Source organism: Burkholderia sp. PU8-34 (genome assembly GCF_053427725.1).
The window spans coordinates 76,389-96,160 of record NZ_JBSAXC010000001.1 but is presented as its reverse complement, the minus strand read 5'-3'; the positions used below and the strand labels follow the sequence as shown (position 1 = coordinate 96,160).

At 58.1% G+C, this 19,772-nt stretch carries 16 protein-coding genes and 2 pseudogenes; 12 read left to right on the top strand and 6 right to left on the bottom strand.

Translation table 11 applies throughout. The features are described 5' to 3' along the window. Positions 1 to 210 precede the first annotated feature (210 nt). The 6 genes and pseudogenes from ACV22Z_RS00410 to ACV22Z_RS00385 form a co-directional block, all read left to right on the top strand. Positions 211 to 843: pseudogene (locus tag ACV22Z_RS00410) on the top strand (IS110 family transposase); the annotation flags it as partial. 591 nt (positions 844 to 1,434) lie between these two features. Then, positions 1,435 to 1,629 (top strand): hypothetical protein, encoded by a 195-nt coding sequence (locus tag ACV22Z_RS00405; protein ID WP_448074354.1) that lies wholly within the window; start codon positions 1,435 to 1,437, stop codon positions 1,627 to 1,629. 287 nt (positions 1,630 to 1,916) lie between these two features. Continuing rightward, entirely contained in the window at positions 1,917 to 3,593 is a 1,677-nt protein-coding gene (locus ACV22Z_RS00400; protein ID WP_448074353.1) for an electron transfer flavoprotein-ubiquinone oxidoreductase, read from the top strand. Positions 3,594 to 3,651: 58 nt separating this feature from the next. Next, positions 3,652 to 4,791 (top strand): Re/Si-specific NAD(P)(+) transhydrogenase subunit alpha, encoded by a 1,140-nt coding sequence (locus ACV22Z_RS00395; protein WP_448074352.1) that lies wholly within the window; start codon positions 3,652 to 3,654, stop codon positions 4,789 to 4,791. Between the two features lie 11 nt (positions 4,792 to 4,802). Continuing rightward, positions 4,803 to 5,120: an NAD(P) transhydrogenase subunit alpha gene (locus ACV22Z_RS00390; protein ID WP_448074351.1), complete on the top strand. Its 318-nt coding sequence runs from the start codon at positions 4,803 to 4,805 to the stop codon at positions 5,118 to 5,120. Next, on the top strand, positions 5,117 to 6,571 hold the full coding sequence (locus ACV22Z_RS00385; RefSeq protein WP_448074350.1) for an NAD(P)(+) transhydrogenase (Re/Si-specific) subunit beta: 1,455 nt from the start codon (positions 5,117 to 5,119) through the stop codon (positions 6,569 to 6,571). The genes ACV22Z_RS00390 and ACV22Z_RS00385 overlap by 4 nt, the downstream gene beginning before the upstream one ends. On the opposite strand, the gene ACV22Z_RS00380 is transcribed toward ACV22Z_RS00385, so the two are convergent. Continuing rightward, positions 6,568 to 6,762 carry a hypothetical protein gene (locus ACV22Z_RS00380; RefSeq protein WP_448074349.1) on the bottom strand — a complete coding sequence of 65 codons (195 nt, stop codon included), beginning with the start codon at positions 6,760 to 6,762 and terminating at the stop codon, positions 6,568 to 6,570. The two genes, ACV22Z_RS00385 and ACV22Z_RS00380, sit on opposite strands and share 4 nt — an antisense overlap. Before the next feature lie 344 nt (positions 6,763 to 7,106). On the opposite strand from ACV22Z_RS00380, the gene ACV22Z_RS00375 reads away from it, so the two are divergent. The 5 genes from ACV22Z_RS00375 (at position 7,107) to ACV22Z_RS00355 (ending at position 11,955) form a co-directional block, all read left to right on the top strand. Next, complete coding sequence (locus tag ACV22Z_RS00375; RefSeq protein ID WP_448074348.1) at positions 7,107 to 8,021, top strand: CHAD domain-containing protein; 915 nt, start codon at positions 7,107 to 7,109, stop codon at positions 8,019 to 8,021. Between the two features lie 468 nt (positions 8,022 to 8,489). After that, positions 8,490 to 9,092 (top strand): flavin reductase family protein, encoded by a 603-nt coding sequence (locus ACV22Z_RS00370; protein WP_448074347.1) that lies wholly within the window; start codon positions 8,490 to 8,492, stop codon positions 9,090 to 9,092. Between the two features lie 179 nt (positions 9,093 to 9,271). After that, complete coding sequence (locus ACV22Z_RS00365; RefSeq protein WP_448074346.1) at positions 9,272 to 9,616, top strand: hypothetical protein; 345 nt, start codon at positions 9,272 to 9,274, stop codon at positions 9,614 to 9,616. A gap of 202 nt (positions 9,617 to 9,818) precedes the next feature. Continuing rightward, on the top strand, positions 9,819 to 10,124 hold the full coding sequence (locus ACV22Z_RS00360) for an NAD(P)H-dependent oxidoreductase (protein WP_448075126.1): 306 nt from the start codon (positions 9,819 to 9,821) through the stop codon (positions 10,122 to 10,124). A gap of 373 nt (positions 10,125 to 10,497) precedes the next feature. Continuing rightward, positions 10,498 to 11,955: an MFS transporter gene (locus tag ACV22Z_RS00355; protein ID WP_448074345.1), complete on the top strand. Its 1,458-nt coding sequence runs from the start codon at positions 10,498 to 10,500 to the stop codon at positions 11,953 to 11,955. 97 nt (positions 11,956 to 12,052) lie between these two features. On the opposite strand, the gene ACV22Z_RS00350 is transcribed toward ACV22Z_RS00355, so the two are convergent. Beyond that, complete coding sequence (locus tag ACV22Z_RS00350) at positions 12,053 to 13,492, bottom strand: MFS transporter (protein ID WP_448074344.1); 1,440 nt, start codon at positions 13,490 to 13,492, stop codon at positions 12,053 to 12,055. Between the two features lie 321 nt (positions 13,493 to 13,813). On the opposite strand from ACV22Z_RS00350, the pseudogene ACV22Z_RS00345 reads away from it, so the two are divergent. Beyond that, positions 13,814 to 14,935: pseudogene (locus ACV22Z_RS00345) on the top strand (IS3 family transposase). Between the two features lie 187 nt (positions 14,936 to 15,122). Here ACV22Z_RS00345 and ACV22Z_RS00340 read toward each other — a convergent pair. The 4 genes from ACV22Z_RS00340 to ACV22Z_RS00325 form a co-directional block, all read right to left on the bottom strand. Continuing rightward, positions 15,123 to 15,581, bottom strand: a complete 459-nt coding sequence (locus ACV22Z_RS00340) for a RidA family protein (RefSeq protein ID WP_448074343.1) — start codon at positions 15,579 to 15,581, stop codon at positions 15,123 to 15,125. Continuing rightward, entirely contained in the window at positions 15,578 to 16,957 is a 1,380-nt protein-coding gene (locus ACV22Z_RS00335) for an amino acid permease (protein WP_448074342.1), read from the bottom strand. The genes ACV22Z_RS00340 and ACV22Z_RS00335 overlap by 4 nt, the downstream gene beginning before the upstream one ends. 122 nt (positions 16,958 to 17,079) lie before the next feature. Further along, on the bottom strand, positions 17,080 to 18,531 hold the full coding sequence (locus ACV22Z_RS00330; RefSeq protein WP_448074341.1) for an NAD-dependent succinate-semialdehyde dehydrogenase: 1,452 nt from the start codon (positions 18,529 to 18,531) through the stop codon (positions 17,080 to 17,082). Positions 18,532 to 18,550: 19 nt separating this feature from the next. Next, positions 18,551 to 19,771, bottom strand: a complete 1,221-nt coding sequence (locus tag ACV22Z_RS00325) for an iron-containing alcohol dehydrogenase (protein WP_448074340.1) — start codon at positions 19,769 to 19,771, stop codon at positions 18,551 to 18,553. Between the last annotated feature and the right edge of the window lies 1 nt (position 19,772).

Sequence of the window (19,772 nt, the reverse complement as noted above, 5' to 3'; positions counted from 1 at the left end):
TCAGACTTAACGACTGCGGTTCGGGATTGGTGAGTTATTGCGGATGGCAGATTCTCCCGATCCGGCGCAAGAGTATCGAGGCGCTGGCGGCGCACCTGGAGCCGTGATGCGTGAGCGCACGAGTCTTTTCCGCTGAAGAAGTCCGCAGAAAACCCGTTTGCAGTGTGGTATTGGCCACCAAGGAGCGCTCACCCTCAACACCCTGCGACGGCGTCTCGTCCGTCCATGCGGTTTGTCACGCCCAAGACGGAGTCGCAGCAAGCGCTGTCGGCCCTGCACCGAGTGCGCGAATCGATGATTCGTGATCGCACCAAGAGCGTCAACCATCTACACGGCTTCCTGCTCAATTTCGGTATCAGCCCGCCGGTCGGCCACGCCGTCATCACGCGCTTGCCGGCGATTCTGGTCGAGATGCATTGCCGCTCCGCCTGGTCACGCTCGTTGATCGTTTGCGTGCCCACTTCACGTACATCAGCAAGCAAATCGGCGAGCTCGACCGCGAGATGGCACGCCAGCTTGCCGACGACGATGTCGGCTAGCGCCTGCTGACGATTCCCGGCGTCGGCCCCGTCACCGCGAGCGTGCTGGCCGTCGAGATGCGCGACGGTCAGCAGCACAGTTGCAGCCGGGATTTCGCCGCCTCTGTCGAGTTGGTGCCGCGCCAGTACAGCACCGGCGGTAAAGCCAACCTGCTGGGCATCGGCAAGAGAGGGGATAAGAATACCCAGCTCCTTTATGCCGGAAGATGACAGCGCGCTCGCGAACAAGCTAGCGCGCACCGCCTGGGCACTCGCGACCAGCAACGCCACATTTGACGCGGGAACGAGCGCCATGCCTGCCTGAGCGCCCGATTTCGCCCCCCCTTCATTGAAGTCCAGCCACTTGGTTTTGCGACTGACCTGATAGGGTGACTTGATGCCAGTCCTCGAATGGGGGCATATCCGAGAATCTATGACCAGTAGGCGGTCAGCGAAGTGTCGGGGGCCTCGTTCGATACAACGCTGCAGACCGATCGCTATGCACCAATCGTACGACAAGGTCGCCAATGTCGTGCTGAGCAACTTCCCGTCCGTTACATCTACGTCTCCAATGGAAGTTACTGATCGATGGGTCCAGAGGTAGGACGTATATCAAAGTGCGCATGTACGTCCTGGACGCCATGGCCGGCTGGAGACATCTAACGAGTTGAGATCAACATGTGCGAATTCGTCTGTTCCGACGATGACGTAGCGGGTCCACGCTCCATAATTGTGCTCAATCTAAGGCAACTAGGTTTGGGAAAATATCGGCGAATCAGCATTGTGCCAATGTCGAGCGCGACTAAGCGATGAATGGAAAGTGGCTGGTAATTTGTTTCCAGCAAAATGCCTATATATTTTGATCTGTCATTCAATGAAAGCCGATGTCGCAACTTGAGCGATGCTGGATAATCGAATGGGGGCGGTGATGAAGCGATCTGCGCGATTGATTTTGGTGCTTGGTGCTGTCGCCGTGGTGGTGCTGATTTTTTTGTGCGTCGGTGATGAGTTATCAAGCGAGCGGTCGATTCGAGTTAAATGCGTATATTACGGCAACGTCTGCGTGTCTCCTGGGATTTTTTCAGGGGCATCTATTCGCCTGTTTCCTTGAGTGAATTGTCATGACAATCGAAATTGTGGATTGAAGGGCTGATTTCGCGAATGTGTGCAATGGCATGCCAAAGATATGTCTTTATCTAGAGAATGTAGGCATGTATTTTTAGTTTGCCTTAGGAAAATATGGCAGACCGGCGGAAAGATGCGAGTCAATGTGTCTGCAGTTGGCGCGTGAAAGTAAACGATCCGGGAATCGGCAGCGATCCTGTGTTTGATCGATTCGACTCCCGGTTTTGTTATGCCAGTGGCATCGTCAACAGGAATGACAATTGAAGGAAGCGGATGACGAATTCGAATGATTTGAACAGTGAGCAGCACCGTCATCGGGAGTTCATGGAATGCGACGTCGTGATCGTCGGCGGCGGCCCGGCCGGGCTGTCGGCCGCGATCCGGCTCAAGCAGCTCGCCGCCGAGAAAGGCGCCGAGATCGGCGTGTGCGTGCTCGAGAAGGGCTCGGAGATCGGCGCGCACATCCTGTCCGGCGCGGTGATGGACCCACGCGCGATCACCGAGCTGTTCCCCGACTGGAAGCAACAGGGCGCACCCTTGACCGTCGAGGTGACCGAAGACCGCTTCCTGTTCCTGTCCGAGAACAGTGCGATCACCACGCCCAATTGGGCGCTGCCCGCCAACTTCCAGAACCACGGCAACTACGTGATCTCGCTGGGCAACGTGACCCGCTGGCTTGGGGCACAGGCGGAAGCGCTCGGCGTCGAGATCTTCCCGGGCTTCCCGGCCGCCGAGATTCTCTACAACGACGACGGCTCGGTGAAGGGCGTCGCCACCGGCAACATGGGCGTGGGCAAGGACGGCGAGCCGACCGAGAACTTCCAGCTCGGCATGGAGCTGCATGCGAAGTACACGCTGTTCGCCGAAGGCTGCCGCGGCCATCTCGGCCGTCAACTGATCTCGAAGTTCAAGCTCGACGCGAACGCCGATCCGCAGGCCTACGGGATCGGCATCAAGGAACTGTGGGAAATCGACCCGGCGAAGCACAAGCCGGGCCTCGTGATCCACACGGCCGGCTGGCCGCTGAAGTCGGACACCTACGGCGGCTCGTTCCTGTATCACATGGACAACAACCAGGTCGTGGTCGGCTTCGTGGTGGGCCTGGGCTACACGAACCCGTACCTGTCGCCGTTCGAGGAATTCCAGCGCTACAAGACGCACCCGTCGATCCGCGCGTTCCTCGAAGGCGGCAAGCGCGTGTCGTACGGCGCGCGGGCGATCACCGCGGGCGGGCTGCTGTCGCTGCCGAAGACGGTGTTCCCGGGCGGCGCGCTGATCGGCGACGACGCGGGCTTCCTGAACGCATCGCGCATCAAGGGCAGCCACGCGGCGATCAAGACCGGCATGCTGGCCGCGGAAGCGGCGTTCGACGCGGTGCAGGCCGGCCGCCAGTCGGACGAGCTCAACGCATACCCGGACGCGTTCAAGCAGTCGTGGCTGTACAACGAGCTGTACCGCGCACGCAACTTCAAGCAGTGGATGGCGAAGGGCCTGTACCTCGGCACGCTGATGGTCGGGCTCGAGCAGAAGCTGATGGGCGGCAACGTGCCGTGGACGCTGCACCACAAGCATGCGGATCACGAGATGCTGAAGCCGGCGTCGCAATGCACGCCGATCGAGTATCCGAAGCCGGACGGCAAGCTGACGTTCGACCGGCTGTCGTCGGTGTTCATCTCGAACACGAACCACGAGGAGAACCAGCCGGCGCACCTGACGCTGAAGGACGCGAGCGTGCCGGTGAACGTGAACCTGCGCACGTATGCGGGCCCGGAGGCGCGCTTCTGCCCGGCGGCGGTGTACGAGTTCGTGAAGAACGACGACGGCAGCGATCGCCTCGTGATCAACACGCAGAACTGCGTGCACTGCAAGACCTGTGACATCAAGGACCCGACGCAGAACATCGTGTGGGTCACGCCGGAAGGCGGCGGGCCGAACTATCCGAACATGTGAATGGTGCCGGCGGACGCAGAGCTCAATCTGTAAACTTTGATTAGGAACACCCAGAGAAATGATTATCGGAGTGCCTGCTGAAACACGGGCGAATGAGGCGCGCGTGGCCGCGACGCCGGAGACCGTCAAGAAATGCGCAAGCGCTGGCCACCGCGTGAGCGTTGCGAGGGGGGCGGGCACGGCAGCCAGCTATCCCGACGACGCGTACGCCGCCGCCGGCGCCGAATTGACCGACCAGTCGGCCGCTTTCGACGCCGACATCGTGCTGAAGGTCCAGGCGCCCACTGACACCGAAATCCCGCTGCTCAAGCGCGGCACCGTGCTCGTCGGCATGCTCGACCCGTTCAACGGCGAGCAGGCCGCGCAGCTCGCGTCGGCCGGGGTGACGGGCTTCGCGCTCGAAGCCGCGCCGCGCACGACGCGCGCGCAAAGCCTCGACGTACTGTCGTCGCAGGCGAACATCGCCGGCTACAAGGCGGTGATCGTCGCCGCCGCGCTGTATCCGCGCTTCCTCCCGATGCTGATGACGGCCGCCGGCACCGTGAAGGCCGCGCGCGTGCTGATCCTCGGCGCAGGCGTGGCCGGACTGCAGGCGATCGCGACCGCGAAGCGACTCGGCGCGGTGATCGAGGCGTCCGACGTGCGTCCGGCGGTGAAGGAGCAGATCGAGTCGCTCGGCGCGAAGTTCCTCGACGTGCCGTACGAAACCGACGAGGAGCGCGACGCCGCGCAAGGCGTCGGCGGCTACGCGCGGCCGATGCCCGCGTCGTGGCTCGGCCGCCAGGCCGCGCTCGTGCACGAGCGCGCGAAGCAGGCCGACATCATCATCACCACCGCGCTGATTCCGGGCCGCCCCGCGCCGACGCTGATCTCGGTCGAGACCGTGCAGTCGATGAAGCCCGGCTCGGTGCTGATCGACCTCGCGGCCGGCCGCGGGCCGGAATTCGACGGCAGGAAGAGCGGCAACTGCCCGCTGACGGTGGCCGACCAGGTGATCGTTCACAACGGCGTGACGATCGCCGGCCATACGAACCTCGCATCGATGGTCGCGTCGGATGCGTCGGCGCTATACGCGCGCAACCTGCTCGACTTCATGAAGCTGATCGTCACGAAGGAAGGCACGCTGAACATCGACCTGACCGACGACATCGTCGCCGCGACGCTGCTCTGCCGCGACGGCGAAGTCACGCGCAAATAACGGAGGAGACCATGGAGCTCATCAATCACACGGTGATCAACGTGATCATCTTCGTGCTGGCGGTGTACGTCGGCTACCACGTGGTGTGGAACGTCACGCCCGCACTGCATACGCCGCTGATGGCGGTGACGAACGCGATCTCGGCGATCGTGATCGTCGGTGCGATGCTCGCGGCGGCGCTCACGATCGGCGGCGCGGGCAAGGTGTTCGGCACGCTCGCGGTTGCGCTGGCGGCCGTCAACGTGTTCGGCGGGTTCCTCGTCACGAGGCGAATGCTCGAGATGTTCCGCAAGAAGGAACCGAAGGGTGCGAAGGAGGGCGCGCGATGAGCATGAACGTCGTTACGCTGCTGTACCTCGTCGCGTCGGTGTGCTTCATCCAGGCGCTGAAGGGGCTGTCGAACCCGAAGAGCGCCCGACGCGGCAATCTGTTCGGGATGGTCGGGATGGCGATCGCGATCGTCACGACGCTCGCGCTGATCTTCAAGCAGGCCACGTCGCTCGGCGCGGATCTGCCGCTCGGTCTCGGGCTCGTGCTCGGCGCGCTGGTGGTCGGCGGCGCGGTCGGTGCGTTCGTCGCCGCGCGCGTCGAGATGACGAAGATGCCGGAGCTCGTCGCGGCGATGCACTCGCTGATCGGTCTTGCGGCGGTGTGTATCGCCTATGCGGTGGTGGCCGAGCCGGCGGCGTTCGGGCTCGTGCCGGCGGACGCGACGTCGGCGAACTTCATCCCGTACGGCAACCGGATCGAGCTGTTCATCGGCACGTTCGTCGGCGCGATCACGTTCTCGGGTTCGGTGATCGCGTTCGGCAAGCTGTCGGGCAAGTACAAGTTCCGGCTGTTCCAGGGCGCGCCGGTCGTGTATGCGGGCCAGCACCTGATCAACCTGATGCTCGCGCTCGCGATGATCGGCTTCGGCGTGATCTTCTTCATCACGCAAGCGTGGCTGCCGTTCATCGTGATGACGGCGATCGCGTTCGTGCTCGGCGTGCTGATCATCATCCCGATCGGCGGCGCGGACATGCCGGTGGTCGTGTCGATGCTGAACTCGTACTCGGGCTGGGCAGCGGCGGGCATCGGCTTCTCGCTGAACAACGCGATGCTGATCATCGCGGGCTCGCTGGTCGGCTCGTCGGGTGCGATTCTGTCGTACATCATGTGCAACGCGATGAACCGCTCGTTCTTCAACGTGATCCTCGGCGGCTTCGGCGGCGAGGCCTCGGCCGGCGCGGCCGGCGGCTCGAAGGAGCAGCGTCCGGTGAAGTCGGGCTCGGCGGAGGACGCGTCGTTCATGCTCGGCAACGCGGAAACGGTCGTGATCGTGCCGGGCTACGGCCTGGCGGTGGCGCGCGCGCAGCATGCGCTGAAGGAGCTGACCGACAAGCTGGTCGAGAAGGGGATCGACGTGAAGTACGCGATTCACCCTGTCGCGGGCCGCATGCCAGGTCACATGAATGTGCTGCTGGCGGAAGCCGAAGTGCCGTACGAGATCGTCCACGAGATGGAGGACATCAACGGCGAGTTCGGTCAGGTCGACGTGGTGCTGGTGCTGGGCGCGAACGACGTGGTGAACCCGGCTGCGAAGAACGATCCGAAGTCGCCGATCGCGGGGATGCCGATTATCGAGGCGTACAAGGCGCGCACGGTGGTCGTCAACAAGCGGTCGATGGCGGCGGGGTATGCGGGGCTCGACAACGACCTGTTCTACATGGACAAGACGATGATGTTGTTCGGCGATGCGAAGAAGGTCATCGAGGAAATGGTGAAGTCGGTCAATTAAGTCTTGATGACTGAATATCTCCCCACTTCTTTCAAATGATCTCCGTAGTCGGTCCTGAAAAATTCATTTTTCTCTGCGGCGGCGTCATGCCGTCGCAAGTGCAATAGTTCCAACAAATCAAGGAGCACGCGAGCGAGAGAAAACTGCGATCCGGAGTCGCCTTGCTTCACCGAAATTCGTTTGCGTTTCATCGCCAACCTCCTTCCAAGGAGTCAGGCGTCGAAAAACTAACATCAATTTCGGTCCGAATCTTATAAAGCAGAACATCGGGCCCGCGACAGCTTGAATGATTTCATGAGCACTTGGCCCCGATCCTTGACATCGCCCGGAAGACGCGCTCGAATGCCAAGGCGGATACCGTTCCGCTAAACATTTACGATTTCGTCCGAACGGTCAAGGCATGGACCGGGCAGGATTCTTGGGCGGTGACGCGATGAGCACAGTAGAGAGGTTGGCGGGCAACAAGTCCTGAAGTCCGGCCTCGTTTGACTCTATCCTATGACTGCATTCACTCGGAGCTGACGAAGGTGCTGTGATGGATCTCCCGCCCCAAAGTGCAACGGCGCCGGCGCCCGAGAAAGGGCTTGGTCGACATGCAGTCAGTAGCAGCCAAAATCTCGACACCCCGGGCATCTCCGTCGCCGAGGCGTTCGTTTTGTTGGCCTCAACTACCGCTCACGACGCAGCGCTGTTGGCAATTCGACTTAATCCGCACGCAGATCCCGAGGTGTTTCACAAGTTGCGGGTTTCCCTGCGGCGCGTGCGGTCGCTTTGGTGGGCTTATGGTCCGTTGCTTGACAAAAGCGATGCTGCGAACTGGCGCGTTCAATTCAAGACGCTCGCAAGCACAGCGGGCAAAACGCGAGACTGGGACATTTTGCAGGGGTTGCTTACCCGATACGAATCGGCGACGCGTCCTCGCGTAACACTGCTTACGTTCGTAAGCGACCGCCGTGGCGATGCAGCGTTGTCCAGTTGCAAGGCGATTCAAGAGGCGAACGTTAAGCACATTCTTGACAGTGCTGTCGAGAGCGCTCGGCGTCAATTGACCAACTCCGCCGAGATCCCGGAATTTGCGCAGTTCGTCAGGACCCGCGTGCTTGCGGCGGAACACGCTCTAGAAAAACGACTAAAGCGTGCAGCATCGCACGGCGAGTCGAGCTATGCAGCGCTTCATGAAGTCCGCATTGCTGGAAAGAAACTGCGGTATCTGCTCGAATTTTTCTCGCCAGTTCTCGACGTTGGCCATCGCGAGACGATCGAACGATTAAGGGTCGCCCAGGACGAGCTGGGTGAGCTAAACGACGTCGTGGCGAGCGAAACGCTTCTTCGTCAAAATGCGTCTCAATTTGGTCAGCGCGAAATCGTGGATGATGCCGTCAGATATCTACGCTGCCAAAAGAAGCGACATATGTACCAGGCGTACGAAACGCTACGTCGCGCTCGATAGCTTGAAGATCAATCTACCGGACGAACCTGCCAATGCCGCGACGAAGCTCTCGCGATTTCAGGCGTGGTTGATAGCGCAGGAAACTCTCAGAAGGCCTGTCCGGATAGCGCGACGGTGCGGGCGGTTGCAGCTTGGAGGCAGTCGTTGCGGTTGAGCGTCGGTAGCCGGAACTCGAGGCTGGGCTATGGACCGTTTCAGTGCTAATCGTCAAGTCGGTAGCGGTAAGTGTCGGCATGTATGCGTCACGTGCAACCGTGAGTGAGGTGACCTCGAAAATCCCTTCTGTTCTGCTCGAATCAGCTCACGAAGCAGCACTTCTCGGTGGTTTGCTTGCAGTTTTTGCGTGCCACTTGTGGCCGAACTTGAACGTGTGCATATACATATATAAAATCGGTGAACATCACGGATCGACGCGCACGTACTCACGTGCGCGTCGCCGCATTTAGTGCTCGTTCAAAGGAGTTGTGCGTGAACATCGATCCACATGAGCTTGACACCGAAGCCATCTACAGGATCCTCAAGGGCGTCGTAGTTCCTCGTCCCATAGGTTGGGTGTCAAGCGTTGCGGCGGATGGAGTCGCAAATCTCGCGCCTTTTTCATTTTTTACAGTCGTATCGAGAAAGCCGCCGATCGTCAGCCTTTCGATCCTTGCTAAGGGTGACCAGGAGGTTAAGGACACACTCAAAAACGTGCGAGCAACGGGCGAGTTTGTCGTGAATGTCGTGTCGCTGGATATGACGAATCAGATGCACGAAACCTCGGGTTCCTATCCGGCCGAGGTGGACGAATTCGAAGTGGCAGGTCTTGGCAAGGTGCCGGGGGTAGTCGTGAACGTGCCGCGCGTCGAGGGCGCCAAGGTGTCGATGGAGTGCGTGGTCGAGCGAATCATCTCCGTGGGCGACGTTGGCGATCATGTTGTTTTCGGAAGGATCGTACGTTTCCACATCGACGATAAAGTGTGGCTGGAGCGTGGTCGTATCGGTGTTGCAGGTCTTCGGGCGGTTGGGCGCCTTGCAGTTGACTATTGCATGACAGATAGCGTGTTTCAAGTACCCGTCAAGGATGACTGATTGCGACCACGACCTGCAAAAATATGAACGATCGAAAGATGCGCTCGTTTGGATGGCAGTGCACACTCAACTCGCACCCGTCATAGATTGCCTAAATTTGTGGACGAGTGAAATCCGATTTCACCGTCTAGTCAATCGGCACCGCAGGGCATAGCATATTCTCACATCGTACCGATACGATGACTCGCGAGATTTCCGGGCCTGAACGATCCAAGGCAGGCTGGTATTTCGTCGATCGCGAGGGCGACGCTATAAGGGAATCACCGGAAGTGGCTTCGGAAATGGAAACTGATATCGCAAAGAGTACCTTGCGTTTTCTGGTCGAAAAATGGTTTGCGCCAACTCCTGAGGCACCGGTCCGCGTTACCCGAATCAGTCCCGCAGGTTCTAATCTGACGCGCTGCGTGCGTGTCGAAGCGCTCCACGTGCCGGACTCTATTGCCATCTTCTTCTTCCTTCATGATGATGGGACGTGGTGTGTATTTCCTCCTCGATCCGAACGGCCGGCAATGCGCGCTTACTAGTGTGAAGAACAGCTTGGCTATTGACAATGGCACTTGCGCTGATTGCTCTCCGATGCACTGAGATCTCCGACGATTGCCGGGCAACTATCATCAGCGGACTTAGCGTGTTTGCTGGTGTAATCACCCATTCCATTTTTATCGACTCACAGAGGTGAGAGGCGGTGGTGGCGATACTTCATGTCAATAGCGTCGTTCAGAATACCTGCTCGGTGTCCCTTCGCTCGCTCTCGCATTTCTCGGTAACCGGAAGGCGGCACATCCCGCCGACGCGGTTGTCGGGTACGATTTTTCGGCCAATCCGATTCCGCATCTGGATGAACAAATGATTGGTGCGTCCTTTAAGCCAGTAGAGGGACGTTCACCAGAGCACGTTAAGGTCCTGCAAGCGTCGGATGCACTCATCGCGGAACCGTCCGCTGCAGACGTCATCACGCCGGGAGTGTCGGTGTACAGCTTCTCAAACAGCTCGACGCTTAAGGCCTGGAGCAATCACGTATGGGGAGATTAGTTGGGTCAGCGTCGCCACCGGGGAAAATGGTGTGCGCAATTTCTGCGCGCGGCGGTGTCTATGTCCAAGACCCGCGGAACTCAATGGATCTCTAAGAGATGTACCTTCGCTCGGTGCTCGGCTTCGTCGATCTGCCTGGTATCATGTTTAGTCATGCAGATGGTTTGGCGATGGATGATTCGGCGGTCGTTGCTGCATCGAATCAACGCGATCACCCGGTCTGCGAACTAGTCACGGACTAAGTCTAAGGAAATCGCAATTTTTCTCTTGATAGTGGCGTCGCGGACGAGGTGGAGCGACACGTGCAGTCCGGTAAAGAGCGCTGATGATACGACCGAAGTTGCCATTGTAGGATCTCACGAGAGTATCGCCGATGTCCGGTTCCGCACCGCCTCCCTCCGTGCCCGAAGTCCGCCGCGCCAACGATTCGTCGATAATCGTCGCGCTGGTCGCCGTTGCGTTTTTTATGGAGAACTTGGACGTGACAATTATCACGACCGCGCTGCCGCAGATGGCGCGCTCGTTGAACGTCCTTCCGGTCGACCTCAGCATTGGCGTCACGTCATACCTGCTGGCGGCCGCGGTTTTCATTCCGGTGAGCGGCTGGGCTGCCGATCGCTTCGGCGTGCGCACTCTCTTCACGAGCGCGATCGCTGTTTTCACGGTGGCTTCTGCCTTGTGCGGCATGGCCGATGGACTTGCGTCATTCACGGCGACACGCATTGCACAAGGCATCGGCGGCGCGATGATGGTGCCTGTTGGACGGTTGGCCGTGCTGCGTGCGACTCGCAAGGAAAACCTTATGCGTGCGATCACGCTCATCACCTGGCCCGGACTCGTCGCGCCGGTGATCGGCCCACCGCTCGGTGGATTCATCTCGGCATATTCGTCGTGGCGCTGGATCTTCTATCTGAACGTGCCGCTCGGATTGGTTGGAATCCTACTCTCCCTGTACTTCGTCAGCAATACGGGAGGAGGTACGAAGCGTGCGTTCGATGTGCCAGGCTTCATCCTCTGCGGCGGCGCCTGCACGACACTCCTGTATGCGACGGAGCTGATCAGCAGGAATCTCGTGCAATGGCACAAGGTATTTGTGTTTCTTGTTGTAAGCGGCGCTACCGCCGCCGGCGGGTTTGTCCATTTGCGACGGGCACGCAACCCCGTTGTCGACTTGTCAACGTTGCGCATAAAAACATTTTCTATTGCGCTTAGCGGCTGGTCGTTGTTACGGATTGCGAATAGCTGTTTGCTATTCCTGCTGCCATTGATGTTCCAGGTCGGCCTCGCCGTGGACGCGTTCGAATCTGGACTGCTCACGCTGTGGGTGTTTGGAGGGAATCTGTCCATGAAGCTGATTACAGCGTGGATTATGAAGCACTTCGGTTTTCGGGCTGTGCTTCTCGTCAACGGCGCAGTCAATGCGGCTACGCTTGCAGCGATGTGCTTGGTCAGTCCGAGGACACCCTATGCGTGCATTTGTGGGGTGCTGTTCATCAGCGGGCTTTCACGCTCGTTGCAGTCCACAGCCTTCAGTACACTTTGCTTCGCGGACGTGTCTGAATCGCAGATGAACGCTGCTACAACGCTATCGAGCACGCTGAACCAAATGACGATCGGCATGGGCGTCGCATTCGGCGCCATTGTCCTGCGCGCCGCTGAATGGGTGCATCATCACGACGCGAATGCGGTCGACTTGAACGACTTCACGCTTTCGCTCGCGATTATCGCTGTGTTCAGCCTTGCCTGTATCGCCGAGGTGTTCCGCCTCGATCGCGATGCCGGCGCCCAGGTGAGCGGCCACGCCCGGCGCAGTCCCACTTCGCTACGATGACACACGAAAGCAAATAGGAGCAAACTATAGGCCTAGTCGAAGCCCACGACAATTCGAGAGTCACGCACCTGTCGAACACTTCAGCAATAGTCACTTTTTAGTGGTTCAATTCCTCAAGACGCAAGCCGTTGGTCTTCGGTCCAAAGATGCCGATCGATACCACGACTGCAAGCATGCAAGCCGTGATGCCCGCAAATACCCCGGACACTCCAAAATCCCTGAGGAGGAACGCGATCAAAAAACCTGACATCATCGCGCCGACCCGACTCGCCGAGTACACGATGCCATTGGCCCGGCATCTCACGGCCGTCGGGAACAGCTCGGCCTGGTACGCGTGATAGCAGACCGAGATGGTCTGGCCGGCGAGGCTGATGAGCAGCCCGAGGATAATAAGAGGGACCACGGCCTTGACCTGCCCGAATGCGATCCCGCACACGATCACGGCCAGCGCACCCGCGACGATCAGGTATTTCCGTTGGATCTTGTCGGCGACAGCCATTGCCACAAGTGCCCCGATGGGCAGTGCGAACGCGATGACGAATGAATAGAGCAAGCTCTTCGTCACTGTGATGCCCTGACTGATCAGCAGCGTAGGCACCCAGTTTGCAAAGCCGTAGTAGCCGATGGCCTGGCAAAAGTTGAAGACGATCAGTATCACCAAACGCGACCGATAGGGGGGGTGCCACAGCTCCGCAAGCGATGCGCGCCGAAGCCTCGGCTGCTCGATGAGGGGCAACGGCGGTGGCAGCGGTCGACCTGACTGGCGCTCCACGATCGCCTCAATCTCGCGCACGATCGCGTCGCCCTGTTCGATCTTGTAATGCGTGGCCAGCCACCGCGGACTCTCGGGCACTGCGCGTCGAATAAACCACACCAGCACCGCGCCGATCGAGCCGGCGAGCACCACGACTCGCCAACCGTCGAGACCGAGCACGGTCGTCGGAACGAGCCAGTAGGAGAGAATCGCGGCAATTGGAGCCGCTGCAAACATCATGCACTGGTTAAACGCCATCGCACGTCCGCGCATGTGTTGCGGGACAAGCTCCGTCACATAACTGTCGATTGTGATGATTTCGACCCCGACGCCAATTCCTGTGATAAAGCGCCACAGAATCATGCCTTCTGATGTGGTCTGAAATGCCATGAATGCCGAGCTGATCGAATACCACAGTAACGAGACCGTAAACATCGAGCGCCGGCCGTAGCGATCCGGCATCCAGCCTAACCCGAAGGTACCGACGAAAAGGCCGGCAAACGTCGCGGCAATGAATCCGGCAATTCCGGTGAAGCCGAAGAAGGCATGAGTGGTCGTTTGAAGCAGTCCGCTCTTCGCCAAGCCCGGCGCGATATATCCGGTGAAGATCAAGTCGTAGACTTCGAAGAAGCCGCCGAGCGAGATCCGAAACACGAGCATCCATAGATGCCGGGCGATCGGCAGACGATCGATACGCGCGGCGATTGCAGCGCCGGGCGTTGCGTCGACGTTAATGAATAGTGGAACACGCGGATGCGAATCTGCAGTGACAGTAGGCTGCATGTGTGTCTCCCGAATACAGCGACCGGTGACGGCATTCATTGTTCAGTCGCTGTCCGTCTCCCATTGTAATGTACCGCGGGCGTCATCTGCCGTTCGTTTGCAGAATTCTGTAACCGCGGAGCTGGCACGGCAGCATACGGACCTTGAGTCACAACGGTCAGTTGCATCGATACTGCTTCACACTAACACTTGAAGTAGGCGCAGAAGGTGCCAAGGGGCGGTTTCTATCCTGAAACCACGATGGGTTGATCTGCTTTAGGAAATCCGGTCCGAATTTAATGTTGGTGTTTCGACGCGTGACTCCTTGGAAGGAGGTCGGCGATGAAACGCGGAAATTTTTTGGCGGAGCAAATCGGAGCGGTGCTCAAGCAGGCGGAGCCGGAAATGCCGTTGGCCGATCTGATTCAGCAGATGGGCATCTTGAAGCAAACGTTTTACCGCTGGAAGAAGCAATTCGGGGCCTGAAGTCGGATCAGGTCCACGAATTGAAGCAACTTCAGGATGAGAATGCGCGGCTGAAGAAACTGGTTGCTGAGCTGAGTCTGGACAAGGCGATTTTGCACGATGTCGCCGCAAACAAGTGGAGCGGCCCGCGCAGAAGAGGCAGGTAGTGGACTACATCGTAAGCCAATACGGCCTCAAAATGCGGCTGGCCTGTCGACTGATCCGGCAGGCGCGTAGCGTCCAGTACTTTCCCAGCGTCAAGGATCAGCAGACGGCGCTGTGCCAACGGATGTGGGAAATTGCGCAGAGCCGCGTTCGCTACGGATATCTACGAATTCACGTGTTGCTCAAGCGTGAAGATTGGCACGGAGGTAGAAACTGCTTGCGCCGGATGTACATTGAAGAACAACGGCAACTGCGCTCAAAGCTGCCGAAGCGACGCAAGGTGGTAGTGTCCCGCCGACGATGGTACGTGCCACGACAGCCTGACGAAGTCAGGCGTCTCCACTTCGTGGCATACCAACGGCCAACGTTAGTTGCTCTCGTGCGCTGACCGTGGTCGATATCTATAGCCGCGAGGCCATGGCTATCGAAATTGGCCGGCGTTTGCGCGGCGAAGATATCGTGGTCGTGTTGAGCCGACTGGTTGCGCGGCGTTGTTCGCCGAAATTCCTGTTCGCCGACAACCGCAGCGAATTCTCTGGGGGTCTGATGGACATGTGGGCCTATCACCGGAAGGTGCAAATCGACTTCAGCAGGCCTGGCAGACCGACGGACAATACCTTCATCGAGACCTTCAGCGGATCGTTCCGGGATGAATGCCTGGACCTCCCCTGGTTTGAAATCCTCGAGGAGACTCGACGGGTGATCGAAGCGTGGCGGCAGAACTACAATGAGAGCAGGCCTCATATGGCTCTCAACGACTTGGCGCCCGGCGAATTCGCCCGGCAATTCGGCCTTCGGCGCCGGTCCGATGGTCTCAACGGCATCGGAATCTAATCTTCAATCTGGTCCGGAAAACCAAAGCGCTTCACTGAGGCCGTTCTCCAAGATCGAAATGTCCCGAGAAATCAGGCAGGTCGTCGCAGGGGAAAATCGATTCGACGGGTGGGCATTGAATCTAAATCTGGCACGAGTCCCCTTGGAACCAATCGACTAGGATAACCAAGGGGAGATTGATACTAGATCAGGGCTTCAGATAGGCCGTGAGTTCGATCTCTACGCAAACGCCGAACGGCAATTGAGGTACGCCGAAAGCGGAGCGTGCGTGCTGGCCCGCCTCACCAAATACTTCTCGGAACAGATCTGAAGCGCCGTTTGCAACAAGGTGTTGATCGCAATACGAGTCCGTCGAGTTGACGAGAACTAGCAGTTTGGAAATTCGTTCGATTCGGCTCAGGTCGCCGAGATCTGCATGCAATGTCGAGATTATATCGACGGCAACCGATCGCGCCGCCTTAACACCAGTAGCAGTATCGAGCGAGTCTCCAAGCTTACCTACATACGGTTGTCCTGCGATTCGCGCGATATGACCTGAGACGAAGAGTGTTCGACCTACCTCGGTCGTCATCACGTAGGATGCGGCCGGTTTTGCCGCTGGCGGAAGCTGAATACCAAGCTCTGCGAGTTTTTCATAGATGCTCATTCGATGACCTCCAAGGCTGCAGGGGACTGTTTGCTTTTTGTGAATTCGTATGCAACGTTTAGAAAAGCCGTCCACGCGATACCAATGACAATGGCCGGTCGCGTTTCGTCGAAAAAGAGCATCAAAATGGCAATTCCAAGAATAACTGCCAAAGCGACATAAGTTACAAACGGCGATCCCGTTAGCAAAATATCGGCGTTAGAAAGTTTAACGTGCTTTCTGAAATTGAGGTGTGACACCAAAATAGACGTCCACGTGAAAATTCCTGCAAAAGCGGCGACAGCGGTCAGCGCGACGAAAAGTCCCTTAGGCGCGAAGTAGTTGAGTGCGACCCCAAATAGCGCGATGCTGACGCAGAAGGCGATCGCAAAAATGGGCAGGCCGCGCTTGTTCAGAGAGTTTAGCTTCTTGGGGGCTTGCCCTTGCTGGGAAAGATTGAACAACATGCGGGCAGTGCCGAAAATTCCTGTATTACACGCCGAAAGCGTTGCTGTGAGTACGACAAAGTTGAGAATTCCTGCAGCTTTGTGAATGCCCAACTTCTCGAACGTCACGACGAAAGGACTACCCGCGATGCCGATCTCGTTCCAAGGATAAATCGACAGTACTACAAAGAGAGCGCCGACGTAGAAGATCGCGATGCGCCAGAAAACGCTGCCGACAGCACGCTTGATGGTTTGTTTCGGGTTCTTCGCTTCACCGGCAGTTAGACCGAGCATTTCGATGCCGATATAGGAAAAAATTACCAACGGGAGTACCGAGAGAACTCCTGATACACCGTTTGGAGCAAACCCTCCATGGCGCCACAAGTTGGAAACTCCTGTCGGAATGCCACCGTTGCCAATGCCGAAGCAGATGATCCCAATTCCCGAGACGATGAGAACAACGATGGTGATCACTTTGATTGAGGCGAACCAGAATTCAAGTTCCCCAAAAGCACGCACGGCGATAAGGTTCAGTGCTGTCATCGAGAACAGCGACGCGAGTGCCCAGATCCAAGATGGCACATCGGGAAACCAGTAGTGCATGTAGATCGCGGCAGCCGTGACTTCCGCCATGATGCTAATGATCCAATAGAACCAATACGTCCAGCCCGTAAGAAATCCTGCCCTGTGGCCAACATAGTTGTACGCGTAGCGCGAGAAAGAGCCGGCCACTGGATCATGAATCGCCATTTCGCCTAGAGCCCGCATGACTACGTAGGCGAGTAGTCCACAAACGCCGTATGCAACGAGAATCGCAGGTCCTGCGGATCTGATTGCGGTGGCTGAACCCAGGAACAGGCCGACACCGATGGCTGCACCGAGCGCCATAAGGTTCATCTGACGCTCGCTAAGACCTCGTCTCAGTGACCCTGATTCCGAGTGTTTTGACATGAGTTGTCTCCTACCCTCATCGATGGGGTATATCGTTCAACGTCTCTGTTGGGAAGGGACCGACGCGCGAGAGCGCGCCGGTCGGTTTTTTTTAAGTGCTCAAACTACCAGACGGCGAGCGATTACCAGTTTGTCGAGATGTACTTGGCTTCAAGGAACTCGAGCATGCCGTGGTGAGCACCTTCGCGGCCCAATCCGCTTTGCTTGACTCCTCCGAACGGAGCTGCCGGGTCTGAAACGACTCCACGATTCAGGCCGATCATTCCGCTTTCAAGTCGGTCGGCCACGCGCATCCCACGTGACAAATCCGCTGTGAAGATATAGGCCATCAAACCGTATTCAGTGTCGTTGGCCATCTCGATAGCTTCTTCTTCGGTATCGAAGACGACAAGCGGAGCCACAGGGCCGAAGATCTCGTCGTGCAAGAGGTCGGCGTCGAGTGGGACGTCGGTCAAAACGGTAGGTTCGAAGAAGTGTCCCTTTCGGTCGATACGGTTGCCCCCCACGACCACGCGGGCACCCTTGGCGCATGCGTCGGCCACCAAGGATTGGACCTTGGAGACGGCTTCAGCATTTACGAGAGGTCCGAGTTGTGTCGTTTCATTGACGCCGTCGCCCACCACAAGCTCGCCCATACGCTGAGCCAGACGCTGCGAGAACTTGTCGGCGATGCCTCGTTGTACATAGAAGCGGTTCGCCGCGGTACAGGCCTCGCCGCCATTACGCATCTTGGCGACCATCGCACCTTCAATGGCGACGTCGATATCAGCGTCATCAAAGACCAGGAACGGCGCATTTCCGCCGAGTTCCATCGAGCAGTTAATAACCGCATCAGCGGCTTTTCGCAGCAGAATGCGCCCGACTTCTGTCGAGCCGGTGAACGAAAGCTTGCGCACTCGAGGATCGTCGAGAATGAAGTTGCAAACCTTTCCAGCCGTCGAAGTGGTCAATACGTTGACGACGCCCGGGGGAACGCCTGCTTCAGCAAGCAATTCGGCGATATAGTACGCAGTAAGAGGCGTCTCGGTGGCGGGCTTGAGGATACACGTGCAGCCTGCAGCGAGTGCTGGGGCAATCTTGCGCGTGGCCATCGCAGCAGGGAAGTTCCAGGGGGTCACCAGCAGCGCAATCCCGATGGGTTGATACTGGACAATCGTTTTGGCAGCGCCGCTGGGCGAGGTGCTAATTTCCCCATTGATTCGAACCGCTTCCTCCGAGAACCAGCGGAAAAATTCAGCAGCGTAGGCGACTTCGCCTTTGGCATCTGCCAATGATTTGCCATTCTCGCGCGAAATAAGTCGCGCGATCTTATCGCTGTCGCGAACAATAAGTTCGAAACCCTTTCGAAGGATTTCGCTTCGACGGCGGGCAGGGGTGGCAGCCCAGGCGCGCGCGGCTGACGATGCAGCGTCGACGGCTCGCATTGCGTCCTCAACGGATCCGTCAGCGACTTGACCAACGACTTCTTCCGTGGACGGATCCATGACGTTGATCCAGCTTGCTCCGGAATCGGCAGAGAATTCGCCATTGATGAATAGGCCGTACTGCAAAATGCCGATGTCTTCGTGATTCATTTTTTGCATCTCCAGCTAGTTAGAGGGCGATTTGTTCGCCATAGAATGCAGACCTGACGAGTGCTCGGAGTTCTTCTAATCCGAGCTTTCTTGGGTTGTTATCAATGAGGCGGGTGGACAAAAGAGATTGGTTGGCGATCCACTCCAATTGGTCCTCCTTGACGCCAAGTTCTGCGAGTGTCGTCGGAATGCCAATGGTCTTAAGCAACGCCTTCGTTTTTTCGATGACTCGACGCGCTGTGGACACGCTGTCGGAATCCACGCAGTCGATCGCCCGCGCGATGTAAGCCAACTCTTCCGCGCACTGCTCGGCATTGAAGGCCATCACGTAGGGCAGAAGAGTGGCAACGCCCAGGCCGTGCGGCGTATGCGTCAGAGCGCCAACTGGGTATTGAATCGCGTGTGCGGCGGCGGTACCGGCAGTAGAGAATGACAGCCCGGCCGACAGAGACGCAAACATCATCATGCTTCTCGCTTCCCGGTCTTGCGCGTTATTTACGGCCGTCGGCAAGTATCGGAAAATCGCTTCAATTGCGGCAAGCGCATGAGTGTCACTTAGACGATTCTTGCCTACGAAGACCCGTTTCAGTGCGATGTCGGATTCGACGGGGCGGCGTACTGCCATGAAGCTCTCGACTGCATGAGTCAATGCATCGGCACCAGACACTGCGGTGAGTCCGGGCGGGCAGGTCCAAGTGAGTTCAGGATCGCAAATGGCGATCGTGGGAATAAGGAATGGCGACGAGATCCCGACCTTCAGGTCCCTCGCACTATCGGCGAGCACGGCAACTGGCGTTACCTCGGACCCCGTTCCGGACGTCGTGGGAATTGCGATAACGGGTATGAGCTGACCAGGAATCTTCAGTTCACCATAAAAGGTGTCAAGTCGCTTGTCCTTGTAGGTAAGCGCCAAAGATACGAGCTTTGCCATATCCAGGCAACTGCCTCCACCAATGCCGATTACCATGTCAGGAACATTGGCGCTGTGCTTTTCAACACACGCGTAGATGTTGTCTGAAGGCAGCTCTGCTTGAGTGCCGTCATAGACCTCGGTCTTGACCCCGTGTGCAAGCAAATTGGCAAGAATTTCCTGCATTTCCGGAGCGGCTGCGAAACGAGCGTCGGTGCAAACGAGCGCGCGAGTACCCAATGTCTTGGCGAGTGCTCCGAGAGCATGTCGCTGGCCTTCGCCAAACAACAGAGTGCCCGGCGCGCGCTGCACGCCAAAGAGGTTGGTCATT

Bases quoted from the DNA above. Each gene is read 5' to 3' on its own strand.
- ACV22Z_RS00400 (WP_448074353.1), top strand. From the start codon at position 1,917: ATGACGAATTCGAATGATTTGAACAGTGAGCAGCACCGTCATCGGGAG.
- ACV22Z_RS00355 (WP_448074345.1), top strand. From the start codon at position 10,498: ATGTCCGGTTCCGCACCGCCTCCCTCCGTGCCCGAAGTCCGCCGCGCC.
- ACV22Z_RS00340 (WP_448074343.1), bottom strand. From the start codon at position 15,581: ATGAGCATCTATGAAAAACTCGCAGAGCTTGGTATTCAGCTTCCGCCA.
- ACV22Z_RS00330 (WP_448074341.1), bottom strand. From the start codon at position 18,531: ATGAATCACGAAGACATCGGCATTTTGCAGTACGGCCTATTCATCAAT.
- ACV22Z_RS00365 (WP_448074346.1), top strand. From the start codon at position 9,272: ATGACTCGCGAGATTTCCGGGCCTGAACGATCCAAGGCAGGCTGGTAT.
- ACV22Z_RS00380 (WP_448074349.1), bottom strand. From the start codon at position 6,762: ATGAAACGCAAACGAATTTCGGTGAAGCAAGGCGACTCCGGATCGCAG.
- ACV22Z_RS00350 (WP_448074344.1), bottom strand. From the start codon at position 13,492: ATGCAGCCTACTGTCACTGCAGATTCGCATCCGCGTGTTCCACTATTC.
- ACV22Z_RS00405 (WP_448074354.1), top strand. From the start codon at position 1,435: ATGGGGGCGGTGATGAAGCGATCTGCGCGATTGATTTTGGTGCTTGGT.
- ACV22Z_RS00390 (WP_448074351.1), top strand. From the start codon at position 4,803: ATGGAGCTCATCAATCACACGGTGATCAACGTGATCATCTTCGTGCTG.
- ACV22Z_RS00395 (WP_448074352.1), top strand. From the start codon at position 3,652: ATGATTATCGGAGTGCCTGCTGAAACACGGGCGAATGAGGCGCGCGTG.
- ACV22Z_RS00335 (WP_448074342.1), bottom strand. From the start codon at position 16,957: ATGTCAAAACACTCGGAATCAGGGTCACTGAGACGAGGTCTTAGCGAG.
- ACV22Z_RS00375 (WP_448074348.1), top strand. From the start codon at position 7,107: ATGGATCTCCCGCCCCAAAGTGCAACGGCGCCGGCGCCCGAGAAAGGG.
- ACV22Z_RS00325 (WP_448074340.1), bottom strand. From the start codon at position 19,771: ATGACCAACCTCTTTGGCGTGCAGCGCGCGCCGGGCACTCTGTTGTTT.
- ACV22Z_RS00385 (WP_448074350.1), top strand. From the start codon at position 5,117: ATGAGCATGAACGTCGTTACGCTGCTGTACCTCGTCGCGTCGGTGTGC.